General features: G+C 68.7%; 21 protein-coding genes. 15 read left to right on the top strand and 6 right to left on the bottom strand.

What is annotated here, in order from left to right; translation table 11 throughout:
• Positions 1-42 precede the first annotated feature (42 nt).
• The gene (locus tag FDA38_RS34060; RefSeq protein ID WP_134108530.1) at positions 43-825 is read right to left on the bottom strand and encodes a DeoR/GlpR family DNA-binding transcription regulator; all 783 of its coding nucleotides are present in this window, start codon (positions 823-825) and stop codon (positions 43-45) included.
• Between the two features lie 119 nt (positions 826-944).
• On the opposite strand from FDA38_RS34060, the gene FDA38_RS34055 reads away from it, so the two are divergent.
• Positions 945-1805, top strand: a complete 861-nt coding sequence (locus FDA38_RS34055; RefSeq protein ID WP_233715095.1) for an SIS domain-containing protein — start codon at positions 945-947, stop codon at positions 1803-1805.
• 1 nt (position 1806) lies between these two features.
• Here FDA38_RS34055 and FDA38_RS34050 read toward each other — a convergent pair whose 3' ends face one another.
• Positions 1807-2973: an MFS transporter gene (locus tag FDA38_RS34050; RefSeq protein WP_137258280.1), complete on the bottom strand. Its 1167-nt coding sequence runs from the start codon at positions 2971-2973 to the stop codon at positions 1807-1809.
• Positions 2974-3043: 70 nt separating this feature from the next.
• Here FDA38_RS34050 and FDA38_RS34045 point away from each other — a divergent pair, with 70 nt between their 5' ends.
• The 5 genes from FDA38_RS34045 to FDA38_RS34025 all read left to right on the top strand — a co-directional run bounded on the left by FDA38_RS34045 (position 3044) and on the right by FDA38_RS34025 (position 7649).
• Positions 3044-3565 (top strand): CGNR zinc finger domain-containing protein, encoded by a 522-nt coding sequence (locus FDA38_RS34045; protein WP_137258279.1) that lies wholly within the window; start codon positions 3044-3046, stop codon positions 3563-3565.
• A 104-nt stretch (positions 3566-3669) separates the two neighbouring features.
• On the top strand, positions 3670-5031 hold the full coding sequence (locus FDA38_RS34040; RefSeq protein ID WP_170989965.1) for an extracellular solute-binding protein: 1362 nt from the start codon (positions 3670-3672) through the stop codon (positions 5029-5031).
• Positions 5032-5065: 34 nt separating this feature from the next.
• Positions 5066-5908 (top strand): carbohydrate ABC transporter permease, encoded by an 843-nt coding sequence (locus FDA38_RS34035; protein WP_233715094.1) that lies wholly within the window; start codon positions 5066-5068, stop codon positions 5906-5908.
• Positions 5905-6789 (top strand): carbohydrate ABC transporter permease, encoded by an 885-nt coding sequence (locus FDA38_RS34030; RefSeq protein WP_202877970.1) that lies wholly within the window; start codon positions 5905-5907, stop codon positions 6787-6789. The genes FDA38_RS34035 and FDA38_RS34030 overlap by 4 nt, the downstream gene beginning before the upstream one ends.
• On the top strand, positions 6786-7649 hold the full coding sequence (locus FDA38_RS34025) for an NAD-dependent epimerase/dehydratase family protein (protein WP_170989964.1): 864 nt from the start codon (positions 6786-6788) through the stop codon (positions 7647-7649). Before FDA38_RS34030 ends, FDA38_RS34025 begins: the two co-directional genes overlap by 4 nt.
• On the opposite strand, the gene FDA38_RS34020 is transcribed toward FDA38_RS34025, so the two are convergent.
• Positions 7622-8620 (bottom strand): LacI family DNA-binding transcriptional regulator, encoded by a 999-nt coding sequence (locus FDA38_RS34020; RefSeq protein ID WP_137258275.1) that lies wholly within the window; start codon positions 8618-8620, stop codon positions 7622-7624. The two genes, FDA38_RS34025 and FDA38_RS34020, sit on opposite strands and share 28 nt — an antisense overlap.
• A 100-nt stretch (positions 8621-8720) precedes the next feature.
• Here FDA38_RS34020 and FDA38_RS34015 point away from each other — a divergent pair, with 100 nt between their 5' ends.
• From FDA38_RS34015 to FDA38_RS33985, 7 genes are all read left to right on the top strand, one after another.
• Positions 8721-11486 (top strand): sugar-binding protein, encoded by a 2766-nt coding sequence (locus FDA38_RS34015; protein ID WP_137258274.1) that lies wholly within the window; start codon positions 8721-8723, stop codon positions 11484-11486.
• A 109-nt stretch (positions 11487-11595) separates the two neighbouring features.
• Entirely contained in the window at positions 11596-11817 is a 222-nt protein-coding gene (locus FDA38_RS34010) for a biotin/lipoyl-binding carrier protein (protein ID WP_137258273.1), read from the top strand.
• Between the two features lie 150 nt (positions 11818-11967).
• Entirely contained in the window at positions 11968-12636 is a 669-nt protein-coding gene (gene sigE, locus FDA38_RS34005; protein WP_137258272.1) for an RNA polymerase sigma factor SigE, read from the top strand.
• Positions 12633-13244 (top strand): anti-sigma factor family protein, encoded by a 612-nt coding sequence (locus tag FDA38_RS34000; protein WP_137258271.1) that lies wholly within the window; start codon positions 12633-12635, stop codon positions 13242-13244. Before sigE ends, FDA38_RS34000 begins: the two co-directional genes overlap by 4 nt.
• 3 nt (positions 13245-13247) lie before the next feature.
• Entirely contained in the window at positions 13248-14303 is a 1056-nt protein-coding gene (locus FDA38_RS33995) for a sigma-E factor regulatory protein RseB domain-containing protein (RefSeq protein ID WP_137258270.1), read from the top strand.
• Positions 14304-14381: 78 nt separating this feature from the next.
• Positions 14382-15929 (top strand): S1C family serine protease, encoded by a 1548-nt coding sequence (locus FDA38_RS33990; RefSeq protein WP_233715093.1) that lies wholly within the window; start codon positions 14382-14384, stop codon positions 15927-15929.
• A gap of 62 nt (positions 15930-15991) precedes the next feature.
• Complete coding sequence (locus FDA38_RS33985) at positions 15992-16327, top strand: sec-independent translocase (protein WP_137258269.1); 336 nt, start codon at positions 15992-15994, stop codon at positions 16325-16327.
• Between the two features lie 3 nt (positions 16328-16330).
• Here the strand turns inward: FDA38_RS33985 and FDA38_RS33980 are convergent, their stop codons facing one another.
• Positions 16331-16750 (bottom strand): hypothetical protein, encoded by a 420-nt coding sequence (locus tag FDA38_RS33980; RefSeq protein ID WP_137258268.1) that lies wholly within the window; start codon positions 16748-16750, stop codon positions 16331-16333.
• 51 nt (positions 16751-16801) lie between these two features.
• Here FDA38_RS33980 and FDA38_RS33975 point away from each other — a divergent pair, with 51 nt between their 5' ends.
• Complete coding sequence (locus tag FDA38_RS33975) at positions 16802-17392, top strand: TetR/AcrR family transcriptional regulator (protein ID WP_137258267.1); 591 nt, start codon at positions 16802-16804, stop codon at positions 17390-17392.
• Here the strand turns inward: FDA38_RS33975 and FDA38_RS33970 are convergent.
• Complete coding sequence (locus FDA38_RS33970; protein WP_137258266.1) at positions 17371-18324, bottom strand: helix-turn-helix transcriptional regulator; 954 nt, start codon at positions 18322-18324, stop codon at positions 17371-17373. The two genes, FDA38_RS33975 and FDA38_RS33970, sit on opposite strands and share 22 nt — an antisense overlap.
• 62 nt (positions 18325-18386) lie before the next feature.
• Between FDA38_RS33970 and FDA38_RS33965 the strand changes: the two genes are divergently transcribed.
• Positions 18387-19568, top strand: coding sequence for an epoxide hydrolase family protein (locus tag FDA38_RS33965; RefSeq protein ID WP_137258265.1), 1182 nt, complete (start codon positions 18387-18389; stop codon positions 19566-19568).
• Here FDA38_RS33965 and FDA38_RS33960 read toward each other — a convergent pair.
• A complete protein-coding gene (locus tag FDA38_RS33960) occupies positions 19559-20644 on the bottom strand; it encodes a GNAT family N-acetyltransferase (protein ID WP_233715092.1) in 1086 nt (361 codons plus the stop codon). The two genes, FDA38_RS33965 and FDA38_RS33960, sit on opposite strands and share 10 nt — an antisense overlap.
• Positions 20645-20682: the final 38 nt, after the last annotated feature.

The following is a 20682-nucleotide window of genomic DNA, read 5'->3' as shown; positions in this document are numbered from 1 at the left end:
GATCGTCCTCTGGAGACGTGAGGGAGGTGGTGAGGAGTGCGGTCAGGCGCGAATGACGTCGATACCGGCTTCCTTGAAGACGGTCAGCTGGCTCTCGTCGGCCTGGGCGTCGGTGACCAGGGTGTCGATCTCGCTCAGCTCGCAGATCCGGGCGAAGGCGCGCTGCCCGAGCTTGGACGAGTCGGCCACCACGACCACCTTCGCGGCCCGGCTGACGATCAGCTGGTTGATGTTCGCCTCACCCTCGTGATGCGCGGTGGCGCCGGTCTCGTCGATCCCGTCGACGCCGATGAAGGCGATGTCCAGCGACAGGTCGGACAGGATCCGGTGCGACAGCGGGCCGATCATCTCGTAGGACTGCGGCCGGGCCACGCCGCCGGTCAGCACCATCTTCACGTGCGGTCGGACGATCAGCTCGTTGGCGATGTTCAGCGCGTTGGTGACGAGCGTGAACGCGGGCTCGCCGTGCTCCGCGGACAGCTCCGGCCGGGTCGCCAGCGTGCGCGCAACCTCGGAGATCGTCGTCCCGCCGTTCATCCCGATCACCATGCCGCGGCGCACCAATGTGGCCGCCGCTTGCGCGATCCGCTGCTTCTCGGACGCGAAACGCGCAGTCTTGTAGCGCAGCGGCAGGTCGTACGACACCGCGTTGGCCACGGCGCCGCCGCGGGTCCGGGTGAGGAGCTGCTGCTTGCCGAGATGGTCCAGGTCGCGCCTGATCGTGGCCGCCGAGACGTGCAACTGCTCGGCGAGCTCGTCGACGTCGATGGCGCCCTTCTCGGCGAGCGACTCGAGCAAGGTGTTCAGGCGTTCATAACGCTTCACCCGGGGCTCCTCCTTCACACAATCGGTCAGCCGGGTGGCGGCTGGTTGGCACCATTCGATCACGTTCGAGCAGTTTCGACCATGACAAGCGCGGAGACGACATGACGCAGACGCCTTTTGTGAGCACTGAGATCGCCACTCAGCCAGACCTCTGGCGACAGGTCGCGGACGGTTTCGCGCAGTACGGCGGTGCACTTCCGACGGCCGGTCAGCGGGTCGCCGCGGTCGGCTGCGGCACCTCCTGGTTCATGGCGATGGCGTACGCCGCGCTGCGCGAGGACCTCGGCCAGGGGGAGACCGACGCGTTCGCCGGCTCCGAGTTCCCGGCCGGCCGCGCGTACGACGCCGTCGTGGTGATCAGCCGCTCCGGTACGACGACCGAGGTGCTCGACCTGATCCGGGAGACCGACCTGCCGACCATCGCGATCACGGCGACGCCCGGCTCGCCGATCGTCGAGCTGGCCGATCACACGATCATGCTGGACTTCGCGGATGAGCAGTCCGTTGTGCAGACCCGGTTCGCCACCACCACACTGGCGTTGCTGCGCGCATCGCTCGGTCAGGATCTGACCCAGGCCGCTGCGGACGCTCAGACCGCATTGACCATCGACGTGGACGACCTGGCCAAGCTCGAGCAGGTCACGTACCTCGGTACGCGCTGGACGGTCGGCCTGGCGCACGAGGCCGCGCTCAAGCAGCGCGAGGCCGCATCGGCGTGGACCGAGGCGTACCCGGCGATGGACTACCGGCACGGTCCGATCGCGATCGCGCAGCCCGGGCGTGGCGTGTGGATCTTCGGCGAGCCGCCGGCGGGTCTGCTCGACGACGTGGCCGCGACCGGCGCCACCGTCGTACACCACGACCTGGACCCGCTTGCGTCGCTCATCGTGGCCCAGCGGGTGGCGGTGGCCAAGTCGCTCGCTCTCGGCCTCAACCCCGACCAGCCTCGCAGCCTTTCGCGCTCGGTCATCCTCGGCTGACCTACGCCGCGCGGCCTGGGCGTGCGGTGAGGGCGAGGCGGCCGAGAGCGGCCGCTGCCAGCAGGCCCAGGGCGGTGGTGGTGAGTGCGGCGGCGGTACCGAGGTGTGGGACGAGGATGCCGCCGGTGGCCTGGCCGACGGCGGAGGCGCCGACGCGGAGACTCGCGGCGCTGGTGCTCACGCGGCCCTGGAGCTCCGGCGGGCTGTACTGCTGCCGGGCCGCGAACATGGCCGGCAGCGCAGGTCCCTCGGCCAGCCCCGCCGCGACCGCCAGCAGCACGAGTACGGCGAACGTCGCGGCCAGCGACCAGGTGGCCAGCATCAGGCCGTAGACGGCGACCGACACCATCACGACGTACTCCGGACGCCAGCGCGACTGCAGGCGACTCAGCAGCAGTGCTGTGGTGACGCTGCCGATCTCGACAGCGGTCCACAGGTAGCCCGCCGCGGACTTCGGCATGCCGAGTGACGGCATGTGCAGCGGCAGTGCGATCAGCAGGATGCCGGTGAAGCCCATCAGCAGCGTTGTGGTGACAGTCGACGCCCGCAGTCGCGGCGTACGTGCCAGGTGAACCAGGCCGCCGACGACCGAGCTGAAGAACGGCTCTCCGCCCGCACCGACCGGTGGGAGCGCTGGAAGGCGGCTGATGGCCAGGATGCTGAGCGTTGCCGCGATCACGATCACCACCGCAGCCGCATCGACTGAGACCACTGCGGCGACGGTTGCCGCGGTTGATGGTCCCGCGATGGTCGCACTGCTGAAGCTGACCGACTCGAACGCGTTAGCCCGAGCCAGCCGCTCCGGCCGGAACAGACTCGGCAGCATGCTGGTGAACCCGCCACTCACCATCGGCAACGTCGCACCCGCCACCGCCGCGAGTACCGGCGGCATCCAGCCTGGGCCGTGTCCGACGACCATCAGCAGCGCGAGCATGACCGCACCCAGCGTCGCCTGGTTGACCGCGAGCGCGCTGCGCCGGTACGCGGTCCGATCGAGCCATGCTCCGAGCAACGGGCCGGTGACGATGGCCGGGAGCGCGTAGGCGGCGCCGGTGATGCCGGCGAGCGTCGGGCTGTCGGTCCGGTCCAGCACCAGCAGTACGAGCGTGAACGCCACCATCTCGTCGGCGAACCGCGCCAGCGTCGCCGCGAGGTAGTAGCTGGGCACGCCGGACCTCCTGTAACGCCATCTAGCATGTTACGCGTTACCCTAACAAAGGCGTTACGGGAGGAGTCCAGTGGAAATCCAGTCACCGGATCGACTGATCCGGCTCGCGGTCGACCTGGTGAACACGCGAACGCGTGAGCCCGAGCAGCTGACCTCGCCGGGCGCGCTGCGGGCGTTCCTGCTCGAGCACGGCGAGTCCGAACCGATCGAGCTGACCGAGGACGACCTGACCGCGGTCCGCGCTGTCCGCGAGCGGGTGCGGCCGGTCTTCCACGACGGTGGGGCCGAGGTGGTCAACGGGCTGCTCGCGGAGTACGCCGTACGGCCGTATCTCTCGGACCACGATGGCTCGCCGTGGCATCTGCATGTCGCGGAGCCGGATGCGTCGTGGGCCGAATGGCTGGCGGCGACGACCGCGCTGGGGCTGGCGACGTTCGCGGCCGGCCACGGCTTCGAGGCGCTGGGTGTCTGCGCCGCCGTGGACTGTGAGCGCGTCTTCGCGAACCCGGCAGAGCGGCGGCCGCGGCGATTCTGTACGCCGAAATGCTCGACCCGGACCCGCGTCGCGTCGTACCGGGCCCGGCAGAGCTAACAGCTGCGAAACCACTTTCGCTGAGGTCTAGTATTTGCGAAAGCGCTTGCGCTACTCTGCGGAACGGTCGGCTCGCCGATCGCCATCCCCGCAGAGGAGCTTCGATGAACAGATTCGCAATCCGTTGTGCGGCAGGGCTTTCAGTGCCGTTCTTGCTGGTGGCCTGCTCCAGTGCGCCGTCCGCGACCGGTGATTCCGGCTCCGGTGGACAGGTGACGATCACGGTCGGTGACCGTCCCACCAGCTCCGATCCCGCCAACCGGGCGTCGTACGACAAGCGGGTCGCCGACTTCGAGAAGGCGAACCCGGACATCAAGCTGAACCCGGTCGAGACGCTCTGGGACCCGACCACCTTCCAGGCGCAGGCGGCCGGCGGTCAGCTGCCGGACGTGCTCAACGTGCCGTTCACCGAGCCGCAGGGCCTGATCGCCCGCAAGCAGGTCGCCGACCTGACCAAGGTGCTCAAGGACGACGGCCTGATGAGTCAGCTGAACCCGAACGTGCTCAAGATCGCCCAGGACCAGGCCGGCAACGTGTTCGCCGTCCCGACCGCGGCGTACTCCGTCGGGCTCGTCTACAACCGTGAGCTGTTCACCAAGGCCGGGCTCGACCCGGACAAGCCGCCGACGACCTGGGACGAGGTCCGGCAGGACGCGAAGCAGATCGCGCAGAAGACCGGGCAGGCCGGCTACGCGCAGATGACCACGAACAACACCGGCGGCTGGATGTTCACCACCCAGAGCTACGCGTTCGGCGGTTCGATCGAGAACGAGGACGGCAGCCAGGCCTCGTTCGACGACGCGCCGTCGAAGGCCGCGCTGCAGCTGCTGCACGACATGAAGTGGGTCGACAAGTCCATGGGGCAGGCCGTGCTGTACGACATCGACGGCATCTCGAAGGCGTTCGCGGCCGGCAAGATCGGCATGTTCATGTCCGCGCCGGACGCGTACCGCACGCTGGTCAACGTCAACGGCCTGAAGTCGTCGGCCTTCGGTATCGGCCCGATGCCGCAGCAGGGCGGCGACCACGGCACGCTCAGCGGTGGCAGCGTCCAGATCGTCAGCCCGAACGCGACCGACGCCGAGAAGACGGCCGCGATCAAGTGGATCAAGTTCAACTACCTGAACAAGTACGTCAACCAGGACGCCGCGGTGACGGCCGCCAAGGCCGGTGTGGCCGGGAAGCTGCCGGTCGGAACCCCGGGTCTTCCGGTGGTCGCGGCGGACCAATGGGCGACGTACCAGAGCTGGATCAAGCCGTACGTCAACGTGCCGCTGGACCAGTTCGCGCCGTACACCAAGGTGGCGGCGGACCAGAAGATCATTCCTGAGCCGCCGGTGAAGGCTCAGGAGGTGTACGCCGCGCTCGACCCGGTCGTGCAGACCGTGCTGGGTAACGCGAAGGCCGACATCCCGGCGCTGCTGACCAAGGCGGCCGGCACTGTGAATGCCAAGCTCGGGCGCTGACTTGCTCCGCCGCCTGCGCAACGGAGTACCGGCAGTGCTGTTCGCGCTGCCGGTGCTCCTGGTCTTCGTGGTGTTCTCGTGGGGCCCGATCGTCAAGGGTCTGGTGATGAGCGTCCAGCAGACCAACCTGATCGATCCGGTCAAGTGGGTCGGGCTGGAGAACTTCCGCTACGTGTTGTCGGACCCTGGTGTCGGGCAGGCGGCGCTGAACACGCTCTGGTTCACCTTGCTGGCTTTGCTGTTCGGCTTCCCGGTGCCGGTGCTGCTGGCGATGTTCCTGTCCGAGTTGCGGGGCAAGTCCTGGCTGTACTCGACACTGGCGTACCTGCCGGTGATCACGCCGCCGGTGGTCGCCATCCTGCTCTGGCGGTTCTTCTACGACCCGTCACCGAGCGGGATGTTCAACACGATCCTCGGCACCGTCGGGCTCGGACCGTACCCCTGGCTGGACAGTCCGTCGTCCGCGATGCCGTCGATCGTGCTGGAAGCGACCTGGGCCGGTGCGGGCAACGCAGTGATCATCTATCTGGCCGCACTGACCTCAGTACGCGCGGACCTGTACGAGGCGGCCGAGCTGGACGGAGCAGGCGTCGTACGGCGGGTGTGGCACGTGATGCTGCCGCACCTGCGCGGCGTACTGCTGCTGATGCTGCTTCTGCAGGTGATCGGCACGATGCAACTGTTCACCGAGCCGCTGCTGTTCACGGGCGGCGGACCGCAGGGGTCGACCATGACGATTCTGCTGCTCATCTACAACTACGCCTTCGTCAACGGTGACTACGGCGCTGCTACGGCGCTGAGTGTGCTGCTGGCGCTGGCCCTCGCCGTACTGTCGGCGGTCTTCCAGTTGGCGACGCGTGGCTGGAGTACGGAGTGAGCGGGGATCGGGGTGCGCTGTCGGATTCGGACCGGCAGCAGACCCGGGTTCGAGTGCCGTTCGTCATCGGACAGGTCGTCGTACTGATCGGACTGCTGATCGCCGGGCTCGGTCCGCTGCTTTGGTTGCTCAAGGCAGCGATCTCGCCGACCCAGGACAGCATCCGTTCACCATTGGCCTGGTTCCCGTCCGGCCAGGTGCAGTGGGGCAACCTCGCGACAGCCTGGCAACAGGGCCACATCGGCTACTACCTCGGCAACACCGCCATGATCGCGGCCGGTACGGCGTTTGCGTCACTGATCGTCTGTACGACGGCCGGCTACGTACTGAGCGTGCTCCGGCCGCGGTGGGGCGCAGTGCTGTCCGCAGGGATCCTGGCCACGCTCTTCGTACCGCACATCGTCTCGCTCGTACCGCTGTACCTGACCGTGCTGAAAGTGCCTGTGGTGCACGCGAATCTGACCAACACGTTCTGGGCGGTCTGGCTGCCACCCGCGGCCAGTGCGTTCAACGTGCTGATCGTGAAGCGGTTCTTCGACGGCATCCCACGCGAGTACTTCGAAGCGGCCCGTATCGACGGCGCCGGGTCGATCCGCGTGTTCACCTCGCTCGTGCTCCCGCTGTCGCGGCCGATCCTCGGTGTGGTCGTGCTGCTCAGCATCATCTCCTCCTGGAAGGACTACCTGTGGCCTCTGCTGGTGCTGACGAATCCGGATCTGCAGCCGGTCTCGGTGGCGTTGCCCAAGATCGCCAAGGTGACGGAGCTCAACATCCAGTTGGCGGGTCTGTTCCTGGCCCTGCTGATCCCGGTGCTGCTGTTCCTGGTTTTCCAGCGAGCATTTCTACGTGGTGTGGGCCTGTCTGGGGGAATCAAGGCGTGAAACGGGTTCTGGTCACCGGTGCGGACGGATCGATCGGCCGTGCCGCTGTAGACGGCCTGCAAGCTGCCGGGTACGACGTGACCGGTCTGTCGCTGCGCTACGACCACAGCAGTACGGCGGACCGTCCACTGGTCGGCGATGCGCGGTCGGCCGAGGACGTGACCGCAGCACTCGACGGCGTGGACGCCGTACTGCACCTGGCTGCGATTCCGCATCCCAGTCTGGGTACGCCGGAGGAGGTGTTCGAGAACAACGTTGCGGCGACGTTCAACGTGCTGGCACAGGCTGGGCAGCAGCGGATCGAGCGGGTGGTGATTGCCAGCAGCATCAACGCGTTCGGCGTACCGATGAACGTGAACGACGTGGAGCCGGCGTACTACCCGCTGGACGAGGAGGTGGAGGCGGATATCGCCGATGCGTACTCGTTGTCCAAAAGTGTGGACGAGCAGAGCGCACGGATGGCCTGGCGTCGTTGGGGAATCAACGTGATCGCACTGCGCTTCCCGCTGGTGAAGAATCGCGAGGAGCTGTTCAAGTTCGCGGCGCGGGCGGAGAACGACCCGTCGGTGATGGCTCGCGAAGGTTGGGCGTACCTCGACCTGCGGGACGGTGTGCGGGCGATCATCGCCGCGCTCGAGTCAACGGCTGCTGGCGCGCATGTGCTCGGTCTGGCGGCCGATGACATCCTCATCGACCGGAAGACCGACGAACTGCTCCGCGAGTACGCGCCGACCGTCCCGCTGCGGCGAGCTGTCCAAGGACGTGACTCGTTGGTCGACACCACGCGGGCACGAGAACTGCTGGGCTTCCGGCCGCGGTACTCGATCCACGATCAGGCGGTGTCGGCGATCACCACGTGAGGCTCGACGTACTCGACACCGGGCCGGAGGTCACCCTCGAGGAGGCGGTTGGCGACCACGCGACCGATCTCCTCGAGACCGACGTCGATCGTGGTCAGGTGCCGGGTGCCGCGCTGGTCGTGCATCAGGCTCTCCCAGTTGTCGACGCCGATCAGCGCGACATCGCCGGGCACCTGCCGGCCGGTGGCCCGGACGACCCGCTCCACACCACGGCCGATCGCGTCGCTGCCGCAGAAGATCGCGTCGATGTCGGGCGCCTCGGTGAGCAACTCGGTCGCGGCCTGCTCGCCCCACTCCTCGCGCCAGCGCCCGAAGCGGACCGGTGCCGCCCAGTCGAGCCCGGCCTCGGCGAGGAGCTGACCGGCGCCCTCGGCCCGTCGTTGCGCTGCCATGTCGTGGGGCTCCGCGGTGAGGTGCGCGATCCGGCGCCGGCCGATCGACAGCAGGTGGCTGATCGCGAGCCGCCCGATCGCGAAGTCGTCGGCGGTGATCGTGGTGTCCTCCGGATCCTCGGGGACCGTGAACGCATTGATCACCGGGACGTCGAACCGGCCGGTGAACGACGGGGTCCGGAACGACGTGCTGGTGCCGATCACGATCACGCCGTCGATCCGGCGGGCCCGGAGCTGCAGGACACTCTCGGTCACGTCGTGCTGCTCGTCCATCCGGGCGTCGTAGAGCAGGATGGCCTGCTCCTTGGCGCCGAGCTCGGTGGCGGCGGTGGCGAGCACCACGCGGGTGAACGGGTTCGACGCGCGGTGCGTGAGTACGCCGATGGTCTGGCTGCGGCCGCGGGCGAACGAGCGGGCCAGTGCGTTGTGGCGGAAGCCCAGCCGGTCCGCAGTGACGCGGACGTGTTCCCGGGTGGCTTCGGAGATCCGGTCGGTGCCGTTCAGCGCCTTGGAGGCCGTCGAGAGCGACACCCCAGCCGCGGCGGCCACATCGGACAGGGTGATCACTGAATCGGCCATGTGCACATCGTAGTCAGCTTCGAGCCGTTGACAGTCGCGTCGCGGCGTATGAAGGTGTGATTTGCGAAACCGCTTTCGCTTCCCCTGGGAGGAGCACTTCATGACCCGTCGCCGCTCCGGCGCAGTCAGTCTTCTCACGGCCGGTTTGCTGCTGGCCGCCGTACTCCAGTCACCTGCGCACGCGGCGACCACCGCTGCGCCGACCCTGACCATCACGCCGACCACGGTCGGCAACACCTTCACCGTCGGGCAGCAGGTGAAGCTGGGCTTCAGCACCGACGCCACCACCGTCAACTGGACGGTCCGCGACGCCGGCGGCACCGAAGTCGCCAAGGGCTCCGCATCGGCCGCCTCGCTCAGCGGACAACTCCCGCTGTCGATCAGTACGCCGGGCTGGTACCAGACCGATCTCACAGCGGTCGGATCCGACGGCACGACCACGCTGGGCGGCACGGACTTCGCCGTACTGACTCCGCATGACTTCTCCACCTCCACGGACACCCGGATCGGCGTCGCGGGTGCACTGGGATTCAGCAGCGCGAGCAATCCGGGTCTGGAAGCCGTGCCGCTGATGGCGCAGGGTGGAATCTCCACCGACCGCGACGAGGCGTTCTGGGCTGCGGCTGAGACCACCAAGGACGTCATCCAGTTCCCGCAGAAGGTCAAGGACTACAAGGCCGCGCTGGACGCGAACAACGTCGACTTCCTGAACATCCTCGACTACGGCAACACTCTGTACTACCCGGACGAGGCACCGTCGACCGACGAGCAGCGCGCAGCGTTCACGCGGTACGCCGTTGCCGCGGTCGACGAGTTCGGCACCGAGCACACGACGTACGAGCTGTGGAACGAGTGGAACCTGCGCGACCCGAACGGCGCCGCGAAGGCCAGCCCGGAGAACTACGTCGCACTGCTCAAGATGGTGAGCGCGGCGGTCCGGGCGAAGCACCCGGACGTGAAGCTGACCGGTCCGTCGCTGGCGGTCATCAACGACTGGCAGGGCTGGTTCACCAAGTTCGCCGACCTCGGCGGGCTGGACTACGTGGACGCGGTGACGATCCACCCGTACGTGCAGCCGCTGGACCCGGAGGCCTCGGTCACCTACGTCAACACCATCCGCAGCATCATGGCGGCGCACGGCTCGACCAAGCCGATCTACATCAGCGAGCAGGGCTGGGCCACCGGTACCAACCCCAGCGCGGTGTCGGAGCCGGCGCAGGCGCGTGACCTGGTACGCGGCAACCTGCTTGCCTACGGCAACGGCGTGGCCCGGTACAGCTCGTACAACTTCATGGACTCGGGCACCGACCCGTCGAACGTCGAGAACCGGTTCGGCCTGGTGCGCAACCGGCTCGACACCCGCGGCGCGCTCGTACCCAAGCCGTCGTACGTCGCTACGGCTGTCCTGGCACGTCAGATCGACCAGCTTCCGCTGACCGGCCAGACCCGCTTCGGCACCAACGGGTACGACGTCGCCTTCGACGCCGGTGGTGGGCAATCGGTGCACGCGGTCTGGTCGACCACGCCAGGAGTCGTCGCGGCCACCGCGCCCGCGGGGTCGACCGTCCAGGTCACCAACATGTACGGCGTCGCGACCGACCTGACTGCGGACGCCGGCGGGCATGTGTGGGTGACTGCTGGGCCGGACCCGGTGTACCTGCGTGGTGCGATCACTGGGCCGATGCTTCCGTCGAGCCGGTTCGCGCTGTCGGTGGCACCGGAGATCGCGGGCGACCCGGCTACGGGCACGCTGACATTCACGAACCCGGACGCGGTCACTCACGCGTACACCGTGTCGGCAGGCGGTGCTGACACCACCGGCTCCGTGGCCGCGGGTGCTACCGCAACCACTGCGGTCAGCTACCCGGCGCAGGACTCGACTGGAGCGCGTACCTACTCGGCCAAGGTCACTGTGGACGGCCAAGCGGTCGCACTCGTGTCAGCTACTGGCACCGCGACCCCACCGCTGTCCGTGACCGGCTCGCACGTGCTCAACGGAAGCGGGAAGGACCTGCTGCGCTTCCGCATCACCAACGCGTCGGCGCACGCGCAGACCGTGGCGGGACTGGACTGGGTGTCTGGCAGCAAGTCCGGAACCCTCCTCGCAGGCTGCACCGTCGCCGCTCACTCCACACGTGAGGTGGACGTGCCTCTGACCCTCACAGCAGCTTCCACGTGGTCCGCGAGCCTTCGGAGAACGGGGGAGACGAACATCACCGCCTCAGGCACGCTGGTGCCGGTTACCGCGCCGACGCTTGCCAAGCGGCACACAGTGAAGCTGGACGGTGTGATCGATCCAGCGGTGGCCAAGCAGCCGGCGATCGCGCTGGAAGGGACCGGTACGCCGCCGGTGACCGGGTGGGGTGGGCCGAGTGACCTGTCCGGTTCGCTGTGGCTCACGCACGACGACCAGAACCTGTACCTGTCTGCCAAGGTCACCGACGACGTGTTCTCGCAGCCGAACCGCGCGGGCAACATCTGGGGCGGTGACGGTCTGCAGCTCGGGATGACGGCAGGCGCACCGGGCGAGACCACCCAGACGCAGGAGATCGGCGCTGCTCTCACCGACGCCGGTCCGGTGGACACCTGGCGGTGGACACCGACGACGCAGGCCGGTGTGCCGCCGGGCGTGCAGGCCAAGGTGGTGCGCGACGAGACGGCGCACACCACGACGTACGAGATCGCGATCCCGTGGAGCACGCTCGGGTTCAAGGCCTTGGACAGGCTGCTGTCGACGACTGTGGTGATCAACGAGAACGACGGCACCGGGCGGCGTGGCTGGCTGACCTGGGGCAAGGGCGTCGCGGAGACGAAGAACCCGGCGCTGTTCAACGCGATCCGGCTCGCACCGGAGGCTGCCCACTAGCGGCCCGCTAGCGGCTCGGTAGCCGCTCACCGACTCGGCGTAGGTGCCCTGGTCTGCTGCCCGAGGGGCGCCTACGCCGAACCCTTGCGCCCCGCCTAGGATCGGGGGCATGAGTCACACCGTGCTGGCCGAGCTGGTGGCCAACGTGCTGAAGGTCACTGCCAAGGCCGGGGACACGGTGAGTCCGGATGACACCCTGGTCATCCTGGAGTCGATGAAGATGGAGATCCCGGTGCTCGCCGAGGTGGCCGGGACCATCACCGAGCTGAAGGTCACCGAGGGCGAGGTCGTCCGCGACGGTGACCCGATCGCCGTGATCGAGGAGAACTGATTCAACCGAAATGGCCGTCTGCGCGTCTTTACCGGTGAGGGCACCGGCCGGGAACTTCCGGCCGGAGCGCCGCGTTGAGCCGTCGTACGAACAAACCAGGGTCCGGCCCGGGTTTTCCCGACGTGCGCAGAGGACGGTGACCGCGGCACCATGGCCTTCACGCTTATTGCCGAGAGGACCCAGGGAGGCGTCGCGGTGAAGCCCGCCGACACCAGGACCGCACCCGCGCCGGTGGCGCCCGAGGTGCTGCCCTCGTGGGACGAGATCGTCCGCACCCACTCCGCCCGGGTCTACCGGCTCGCCTACCGCCTGACCGGTAACAAGCACGACGCCGAGGACCTGACCCAGGAAGTGTTCGTCCGGGTCTTCCGCTCGCTGTCGTCGTACACGCCGGGCACCTTCGAGGGCTGGCTGTACCGGATCACCACGAACCTGTTCCTCGACGGCGCCCGCCGCAAGCAGCGGATCCGTTTCGACGGCCTGCCCGAGGACGCCCACGACCGGTTGCCGGCCAAGGGCGAGGGCCCGGCCGAGAAGCTGGACTCAGACCTGTTCGACCACGACGTGCAGGACGCGCTCGACGCGCTGCCCGAGGACTTCCGCGCCGCCGTCGTGCTCTGCGACATCGAGGGCATGACGTACGACGAGATCGCGGACGTCCTGGACGTCAAGCTCGGCACCGTCCGCAGCCGCATCCACCGCGGCCGCTCGATGCTGCGCAAGCACCTGGAGCACCGGGCCCCGCGGTCCGGCCAGACCCGCGTCGGCGGTCCACCGGCAGACGGTGGCCTGTTCAGCGACGGAGGCGACCTCCGATGAGCCTGCAACACCCGCTCGACAAGCTGAGCGCCGTGGTCGACGGAGAGCTCGACCACGACTCCCGCGACAAGGTCCTGAGCCACCTGGTCGGCTGCGACACCTGCCGCGCCGAGGTGGACGCGCAGCGCCGGCTGAAGGCGCGGATGGCCGGCCTGGACTCGCAGGACCCGTCCACCGACCTCATGCAGCGTCTGATGGGCGTCTCGTCGTTCTCGACCGAGCCACGCGAAGAGGTCCGCCCGGTGCTCACGCCGGCCGTGAGCCTGTTCCCGCAGCGCTCTGCGTTCCCGGCCGGGCGCACAGGTGGCACCCGTCCGGGCTCCGCCCGCGGCACCAGATCCCGCCGCCGTACCGGTGTGCTGGGCGCAGCCGGCTCGGCCGCCGCCGTCGCCTCCCTGCTCGGTACTGCGTTCGTCGTCGGCGACCCGTCCCGGTCGGAGCAGCCGCCCGCGTTGCAGCCGCCGGTCGCGAGCTTCACGTCCGATCACGCGACCACGAGCGGCGGAGCGCCGTTCGCCGACCCGGTCGCCGTGCTCAACTCCTACAACGGTTCTGGGTACGCCGGGCTGACCTCGACGCTCCAGCCGGTGGCCCTGACCGGGCGCTGACCGGTGAGCCTCTCACGGCTCGCCGTCCTGGTCAGCACAGCCCTGATCGGTTTCGGCCTGCCCACGTCCGCGGCCGCCGTACCGGCGCTCTCGAAGGCGGACTCGCCGACCGCGGTGAGCTGGCTGCAGCGGGCAGCCGCCGCACCGAACCGGGTCTCGTACCACGGCACGCAGATCATCACCGCCTGGGGACCGCAGGGCGCCAGTTCCGCGATGTTCGACATCACCCATGCGGCGTCGCAGGGCTCCGAGATCAGCGTGCTCGGTTCGTCGTCCGCTCCGGGCGCAAAGGCGTTCGTGCAGCGTGCCACGACCACGGATGCCGCGATCGACGGCGGACCGCTGTCGCTGCTGCAGGCGACGTACCAACTGGTCGACAAGTGCTGCACGGACCTCATCGGACGGACCGCAGTGCTCGTGGAGGCGCTCCGGGACGACAAGACGCTGGCTGCCCGGTTCTGGATCGACAAGGCGACCGGACTGCTCCTGCAGCGTCAGCTGTTCAGCGAGGACGGCAAGACGATGGTCCGGGCCACAGTGTTCACCGAGCTGGAGATCGAGAACTCCGAGTTCCTCGGCCACCTGCCGCCGATGCTGCCGAGCGGTGTCGAAGCGGTCGGCATGGGCAAGGTCGACAACCTGCGGTCCCAGGGTTGGGTGTGCGCCCCGGAGCTGCCCGCGTCGCTCAAGCTGTACGACGTCCACCGGGACACCGCCAACGGCTCGCTGCAGTTCTCGTACTCCGACGGGCTGTTCAACGTCTCGGTGTTCGAGCAGCGCGGCACGCTGGACCCGGCTGCGGTCGCAGGCTTCAGCAGCACCGACAGCCCGGGCGTCTACCAGCGGTACGGAATGCCGTCGTACGTCGTCTGGTCGTCCGGCGGGATCGTCTACACGCTGATCGGGGACCTGCCCCCGGACCAGCTCGGACAGGTGGTCCGGGCGTTCGGGCACGACGTCCCGATCAAGCTGACGGCGATCGAGCGGCTGGGCACCGGGCTGGCCAAAATCGCGACCTGGCTCACTCCGATGGGTGCACTCTCGCCGAAGCTGGGATAATCGAATCTGGAAGGGCCTCCGGTTACCCCCGGAGGGGCTTCCGACCGACGACCACGACGACGACGTGAGGCGGGGACCGTGACAAGCGACGACGCCGAGCCGACAGTTCCGAATCCGGCGACCGCGGATCCCAGCGCGGCCACGCCCACCACCTCCGAGCCGTCCGCCGGTCCTCCTCCCGCAGCTTCTGCTTCGCCCCAGCCGTCGCCCGTCGGTTCGTCGCCGTTGAGCGGGTTGACCCCGCCGCAGCTCTGCGCCGGGGCGATGCCGCTGCGGACGCCCGGCTCCGACGCGGCGTACCGGCAGACGAACGGCGGCCGGCCGTCGAACGGTGGCCCGCTGACCAACGGTGGCCCACCGACCAACGGCCGGTCCACCACCCAGCGCAGCTTCGGCCAGCCCGAGCCGCAGGATCCCCGGTTCAAGCCGCTGTACCCGGGCCAGGCCTGGCCGACCGAGCAGCCGCAGTACCGGCCGACGTACGTCCCGCCGCCACCGGCCGACTGGCATGTGCAGCAGGCCCGCTCGTACACGGCCGAGCCGCCGAAGGTGAACCGCATCGTCGCGATCGCGGGTCTGATCGCGCTGATCATCGGCGTCATCGCCGGAGCCGGGGCGGCCACGGCCGTGGTCGCGCTCGGCAACCGCGGCAGCGCCCCGATCGCCGATCAGCCCAACCCGCCGGTCGGCACCGGCACCGACCCGAAGATCCGCACCGGCTCGGTCTCGGCCGTTGCCGCGACCCTGCTGCCGAGTGTGGTCCAGCTGAAGGTCGACGGCTCGGACAACTCCGAGGCGACCGGATCTGGCTTCGTGATCGACAACGTCGGGCACATCCTGACCAACAACCACGTGGTCGCGGCCGCGGCCAACGGCGGCTCGATCCAGGTCTCGACGAACGGCAACAAGACCGCGACCGCGCGGCTCGTCGGCCGCTCCCCGGCGTACGACCTGGCTGTCGTGCAGGTGGTCGGTCTGGATGCTCCGTCGGTGCAGTTCGGCCAGTCGGACCAGGCGGTCGTCGGGCAGGACGTGGTCGCGATCGGCTCGCCGCTCGGCCTGGCCGGCACGGTCACCTCCGGCATCATCTCGGCCAAGAACCGGCCGGTGACCACGGGCGACGACACCGGCCAGGCGTCGTCGTACATCAGCGCGCTGCAGACCGACGCGGCGATCAACCCGGGCAACTCCGGCGGCCCGCTCGTCGACATGAACGCGCGGGTGATCGGCGTGAACTCCGCGATCGCGACCGTTCCGGGCTCCGGCGAGGGGCAGAGCGGGAGCATCGGGCTCGGGTTCGCGATCCCGATCGACCAGGCCCGGCGTACCGCGCAGCAGTTGATCGCGAACGGCAAGGCGTCGTACCCCGTGATCGGGGCGAGTGTGGACATGTCGTTCGAGGGCGGCGGCCGGGTCAGCGCGGTGACCGCCAATTCGCCGGCGGCGCGGGCCGGGTTGCGGGTCGGTGACGTGATCACCGCGATCAACAACGAGCCGGTGGACAGCGCCGAGGTGCTGATCGTCGCGATCCGTACCCACCAGCCGGGGGAGAGCGTGCTGCTCGCGTACGAGCGCGGCGGACGGTCCCGCACGGTCAACCTGAAGCTCGCCCAGCAGATCGGCTGATCACCCATGACCGGACCCGATATAGGCTGGTCGACGTCCGTGGACAGAAGTGAGGTGGGGACATGTTCGGCATCGGGCCACTCGAGCTGGTCGTGATCGCGATCGTCGCCGTGCTCGTCTTCGGACCGGATCGGTTGCCGGAGTTCGCGCGGACGGCGGGACGCCTGCTGCGGCAGGTCCGTCAGATGGTGAACAACGCGCAGAACGACCTGCGCAGCGAGCTCGGCCCGGAGTTCGCCGACCTCGAGCTCCAGGACCTGAACCCGAAGAACTTCGTCCGCAAGCACCTGCTCGATCCCATGGACGAGGACGAGAAGCCGGTCACCGACTTCACCGACTCGGTCCCGGAGCGCCTCCCGGCCGGCCAGCGCCCGCCGTACGACCCCGAATCCACCTGAGGGTTACTTCCGCCGGAAGAGCAGGGCGGTCGCGACAGCACCGGCTGCCGCGGGCAGTAGCGCGAGCACTCCCCAGAGCGGCGTGTACGGGTGTACGCCGTACTCCGACGCGAGCATGAGCGTCAGGCCGAGGGACGCCGTGAGCAGCGTGACGACGACGCCCAGGACGGCCGCGGCCAGGCGGTGTGAGCGGGCCAGGCCGGCGACCGCCAGCCAGAGCAGGACATCGAGGACGGCAACGCCGTACAGCAGGCCGTAGAGCGCCCCTTCGGACGCTTCCTTGCCGTGCGCGGCGTACGCCGACGTGGCGTGGTCGAACAGGCTGCGGCTGCCTGCCTGATCGACGATCGCGATCACCGCGAGGAGGACCGAAAGTCCTACCGCGATCAGCGCGGTGCGTTTTTCAGAAAGTGACTGTCTCATGCGAGTGACTGTATCAGACGGTGACTTGCTGAAGCGTGTTACTGTCTCACCATGGCTACCGGTCTGCGGGAACGATGGCGCGTCAAGGCGCGACGGACGATCCAGGAGCGCGCGCTCGACCTGTTCGACGAGCGCGGGTTCGACGCGGTGACGATCGAGGAGATCGCCGCCGCGGCCGAGGTCTCGCCGTCGTCGGTCTACCGGTACTTCGGCACCAAGGAAGGCCTGATCGTCGCCGACGAGTTCGACACGATGAGCCAGGAGGCGCTCGAGGAGCTCCTCGATCTCGACGACCCGGTCGGCAGCATGGTCCAGATCGTCCGCACCTACGAGACGGCGCCGGAGGGCTCGGAGCCGATCCCGTGGCGGCGGATCCGGTACTTCTTCAAAGAGCCGTCGGTCCGGACGGCGTTCTGCGCCTCACTCGACCGCGCGAGCCAGCGCATCGCCCCGATGATGGCCCGCGGACACCTCACCGAGACCCAGTCCCGCGTCGCCGCGAACGCCCTGGTCTTCGGCTACTTCTCCGCGCTGGAGCAGTGGTACCTCGACGGCGGAGAGCGCCCGATCGCGCAGTACGTCGAGGAAGGCCTCGAGCCGCTCCGCCCGATCTGGTCGGATCACTCCAGCGCACGGGCGTAGCGGGCGGCCAGTTTGCGCACCTCGTCCACGAGTTCCGGCGCCTCGGCGACGGAGAAGTCGAGGTCGAGCATGCTCAGGTACCTCAGCAACATCCCGGGATCGTCGGAGCCGGCGTCGAGGTAGCACGAGGTCTCGTCGATCTCGGTCAGCACACCGGCCGTCGCCGGCAGCCGGGCCGCCACGACCGACAGCGGCGCGAACACCCGGATCCGCGCGCGAAACTCCCACATCGCCGTCGAAACACCCTGATCGACGTACGACGCGACGCCCTCGGGCGGCAACTCCCGCGGCACGAAGCGCGGCCCGGTCGGGATCCTGGGCGTCAGCCGGTCGACTCGGAACGTCCGCCAGTCGGCGCGGTGCAGATCGAACGCGACCAGGTACCAGCGTCCCCGCAGGTAGGCGAGGCGGTACGGCTCGACCTCCCGGACCGACGACGTACCCGAATGTGAGTTGTAGTCGAAGCGCAGTCGCTCGTGGTCGCGGCAGACGGCGGCCAATGTCGCCAGCACCGACGGATCCACCACCGGACCTGAACCCGGCACTGGCACGGTGTAGCTGTGCAGCGTGTTGACTCGACGCCGCAACCGGGACGGCAGCACCTGCTCCAGCTTGGCCAACGCCCGTACGGACGTCTCTTCCATGCCCGCGACCGAGCCGCTGGCTGCTGTCCGCAGGCCGACCGCTACAGCGACGGCCTCCTCGTCGTCGAGCAGCAGTGGAGGCAGTGCGGCACCGGCGCCCAGCCGATAGCCGCCGGCGACTCCGGGAGTCGCGTCGACCGGGTAGCCGAGGGATCGCAGGCGTTCGACGTCGTTGCGTACGGTCCGCGTCGTCACACCCAGCCGCGTGGCCAGCTCCGGGCCGCTCCAGTGCCGATGCAGCTGCAGCAAGGAGAGTAATCGCAGCAGTCGTGCCGAGGTCTCCAACATATCTTCAGCATCCTCTCGAACGCGGAACCGTCCTTTCCGCAATCGTTCCTAGTGTCGTACTCATGACGACCAACGAGATTCACCCCTTCCGCATCGAGGTTCCGCAGGCCGAGCTCGACGACCTGCACGCACGGCTCGCGAACACCCGGTGGCCGCGGGAGCTCCCCGGTCTCGGCTGGACCCGCGGAGTCCCGACCAGCTACCTGCGGCGGATCGCGGAGTACTGGCAGAACACCTACGACTGGCGCAGGGCCGAGGCCGAGCTGAACGAGCTGCCGCAGTTCGTCACCGAGGTCGACGGCCAGCCGATCCACTTCGTCCACATCCGGTCGAACGAGCCGGCCGCCCGGCCGATGCTGATGGTCCACGGCTGGCCGAGCTCGTTCACCGAGTTCCTCCGGGTCATCGGGCCGCTGACCGACCCGGTGGCGCACGGCGGCAAGGCGGAGGACGCCGTACATCTGGTGCTGCCGTCGATCCCCGGCTACGGTTTCTCGCCGGTTGCCGAGCCCGGTTGGGGCAACCTGTTCCGGGTGGCCAGCGCGTTCGCCGAGATCATGACCCGGCTCGGGTATGACCGGTTCCTTGCCCAAGGCACCGATGTCGGCTCCGGTGTGGTCGGGATGCTCGGCATGGTCGCGGCCGATCGCGTGATCGCCGCGCACATCAACGGTCCGGCGCCGTTCCCGTTCGGTCCGGAGCTGTCGCTGGACGGGCTCGAGGGAAGCCAGCGCGAGCGGGCCGAGCGGTTCAACGCGTGGCGCGAGGACGGGATCGGCTACCTGTCGATCCAGGCGACACGTCCGCAGACCCTCGCCTATGGGCTCACGGACTCGCCGGTTGCCCAGCTCGCCTGGATCGTGGAGAAGTTCAAGGAGTGGACGGACGCTGACCGTGAGCTGCCGGAGGACGCCGTCGATCTCGAGCAGTTGCTGACGAACGTGAGCATCTACTGGTTCACCGAGGGCGGGGCGTCGGCTGCCCACTCGGTGTACGAAGGCATGCAGGCCTACCGCGAGTTCGCGACCAAGTCGGCGGAGCCGACCGAGGGCTGGGAGGCTCCGACTCCGCCGCCGGTCGCCGTGGCGGTGTTCGCCACCGACATGTCGGTCCGACGCGAGGTCGACCCGTACGGCATGTACACCTCATGGAACGAGTACGACGCCGGCGGTCACTTCCCGGCGATGGAGGTGCCGGAGCTGCTCGTCGGCGACATCCGGACCTTCTTCCGTGGTTACAAGTAGTCGGTGGCGAGAAGGTCGTAGGTGACCTTGTCGTCAACGTGGCTGGAGATGTGGAAGGCCGCGCGTTCGGTGCCGACGTGGCGGAAGCCGGCCTTCTCGGCGGTACGGCGGGCCGAGGTGTTGGTGCCCGCCGTACGGATGAAGAGCCGGCGGCCGCCGAAGCCCTCGTCGTCGAAGTACCACTGGGCGACTCGCTGGATCGCCTCTGCCATCACGCCACGGCCCTGCGCGTCGGGGTGCATCCAGTAGCCGAGCTCGGCATCGCGGACCTCGCCGTGGTGGATGCCGAACATGGTGAGATTCCCCAGCCCCTGGTCGGTCTCGGCATCCGCGACGCACCAGTTGAACCGCCGTCCGGCGGCGGCCTGCTCGGCCATGTCCTTCAGCCAGAAGCGGGCGTCCTCCGCGGTGAACGGCTGCGGGATGAACGGCAGGAAGTGCGCGGTCGTCTGGTTGGTCCGGGCCGTGGTGATCCGCGGGATCTCGTCCTCGCGCCACGTCCGCAGGCGCAGCCGCGGCGTCTCCAGGATCGGGTGCTCGAACCACGGGTACCGCGGCGCCCGCTTGTCGTCCGGCCCGATCCACCCGGTCCACGCGTCGACCCGCTCGCCGCCTTCTTCCGCCATGTCCGGGATCGTCTCACCCAGCCGGAAGCCGGTCGCCCACGCGACCCGCCGCGACGGCCAGTTCCCGACGCGGGCCCACCAGCGGATGACGTGGAATCCGCAGGTGGAGAAGCCGAACTCCAGGATCAGCCGCACCGCGCGGCTCATCACTCCGGCACCGCGAGCCCACGCCGAGAGGCCGTAGTGCACGCGGGCGTTGTCGTCCACATCGGGCTCCAGGGCGACGGTTCCGGCGTACCGGCCCTGGTACTCGATCACGAACATCAGCCGCTCGCGTTGCTTCCAGGCGTCGGTGATGCCAAAGGTGATCCAGCGTCGGGCGTCCTCGGCGGTGCGGTACCGGCCGCCTTCGGCGTTGCGCTCGGCCTGTCCTTCGATGTCGTCGGGTCGGGGCGCGCGAAGCGTCACCACCCCGTCGGTCAGGACCGGATGCTCAGCAGGAATCGGCACCCGGCCAAGTCAACACCAACCGACGGCCACCTTCAGCC

Origin of the sequence: Kribbella jiaozuonensis (assembly GCF_005233875.1) — a bacterium.
In the GTDB taxonomy this organism is placed as follows: domain Bacteria; phylum Actinomycetota; class Actinomycetes; order Propionibacteriales; family Kribbellaceae; genus Kribbella; species Kribbella jiaozuonensis.
This window is presented reverse-complemented; position numbering and strand designations above follow the sequence as displayed.

Coding starts and splice junctions, on each gene's coding strand:
- FDA38_RS34015 (WP_137258274.1), top strand. CDS start 8,721: ATGACCCGTCGCCGCTCCGGCGCAGTCAGTCTTCTCACGGCCGGTTTG.
- FDA38_RS34020 (WP_137258275.1), bottom strand. CDS start 8,620: ATGGCCGATTCAGTGATCACCCTGTCCGATGTGGCCGCCGCGGCTGGG.
- FDA38_RS34000 (WP_137258271.1), top strand. CDS start 12,633: ATGAGCCTGCAACACCCGCTCGACAAGCTGAGCGCCGTGGTCGACGGA.
- FDA38_RS33980 (WP_137258268.1), bottom strand. CDS start 16,750: ATGAGACAGTCACTTTCTGAAAAACGCACCGCGCTGATCGCGGTAGGA.
- FDA38_RS33985 (WP_137258269.1), top strand. CDS start 15,992: ATGTTCGGCATCGGGCCACTCGAGCTGGTCGTGATCGCGATCGTCGCC.
- FDA38_RS33975 (WP_137258267.1), top strand. CDS start 16,802: ATGGCTACCGGTCTGCGGGAACGATGGCGCGTCAAGGCGCGACGGACG.
- sigE (WP_137258272.1), top strand. CDS start 11,968: ATGGCCTTCACGCTTATTGCCGAGAGGACCCAGGGAGGCGTCGCGGTG.
- FDA38_RS34010 (WP_137258273.1), top strand. CDS start 11,596: ATGAGTCACACCGTGCTGGCCGAGCTGGTGGCCAACGTGCTGAAGGTC.
- FDA38_RS33965 (WP_137258265.1), top strand. CDS start 18,387: ATGACGACCAACGAGATTCACCCCTTCCGCATCGAGGTTCCGCAGGCC.
- FDA38_RS34040 (WP_170989965.1), top strand. CDS start 3,670: ATGAACAGATTCGCAATCCGTTGTGCGGCAGGGCTTTCAGTGCCGTTC.
- FDA38_RS33970 (WP_137258266.1), bottom strand. CDS start 18,324: ATGTTGGAGACCTCGGCACGACTGCTGCGATTACTCTCCTTGCTGCAG.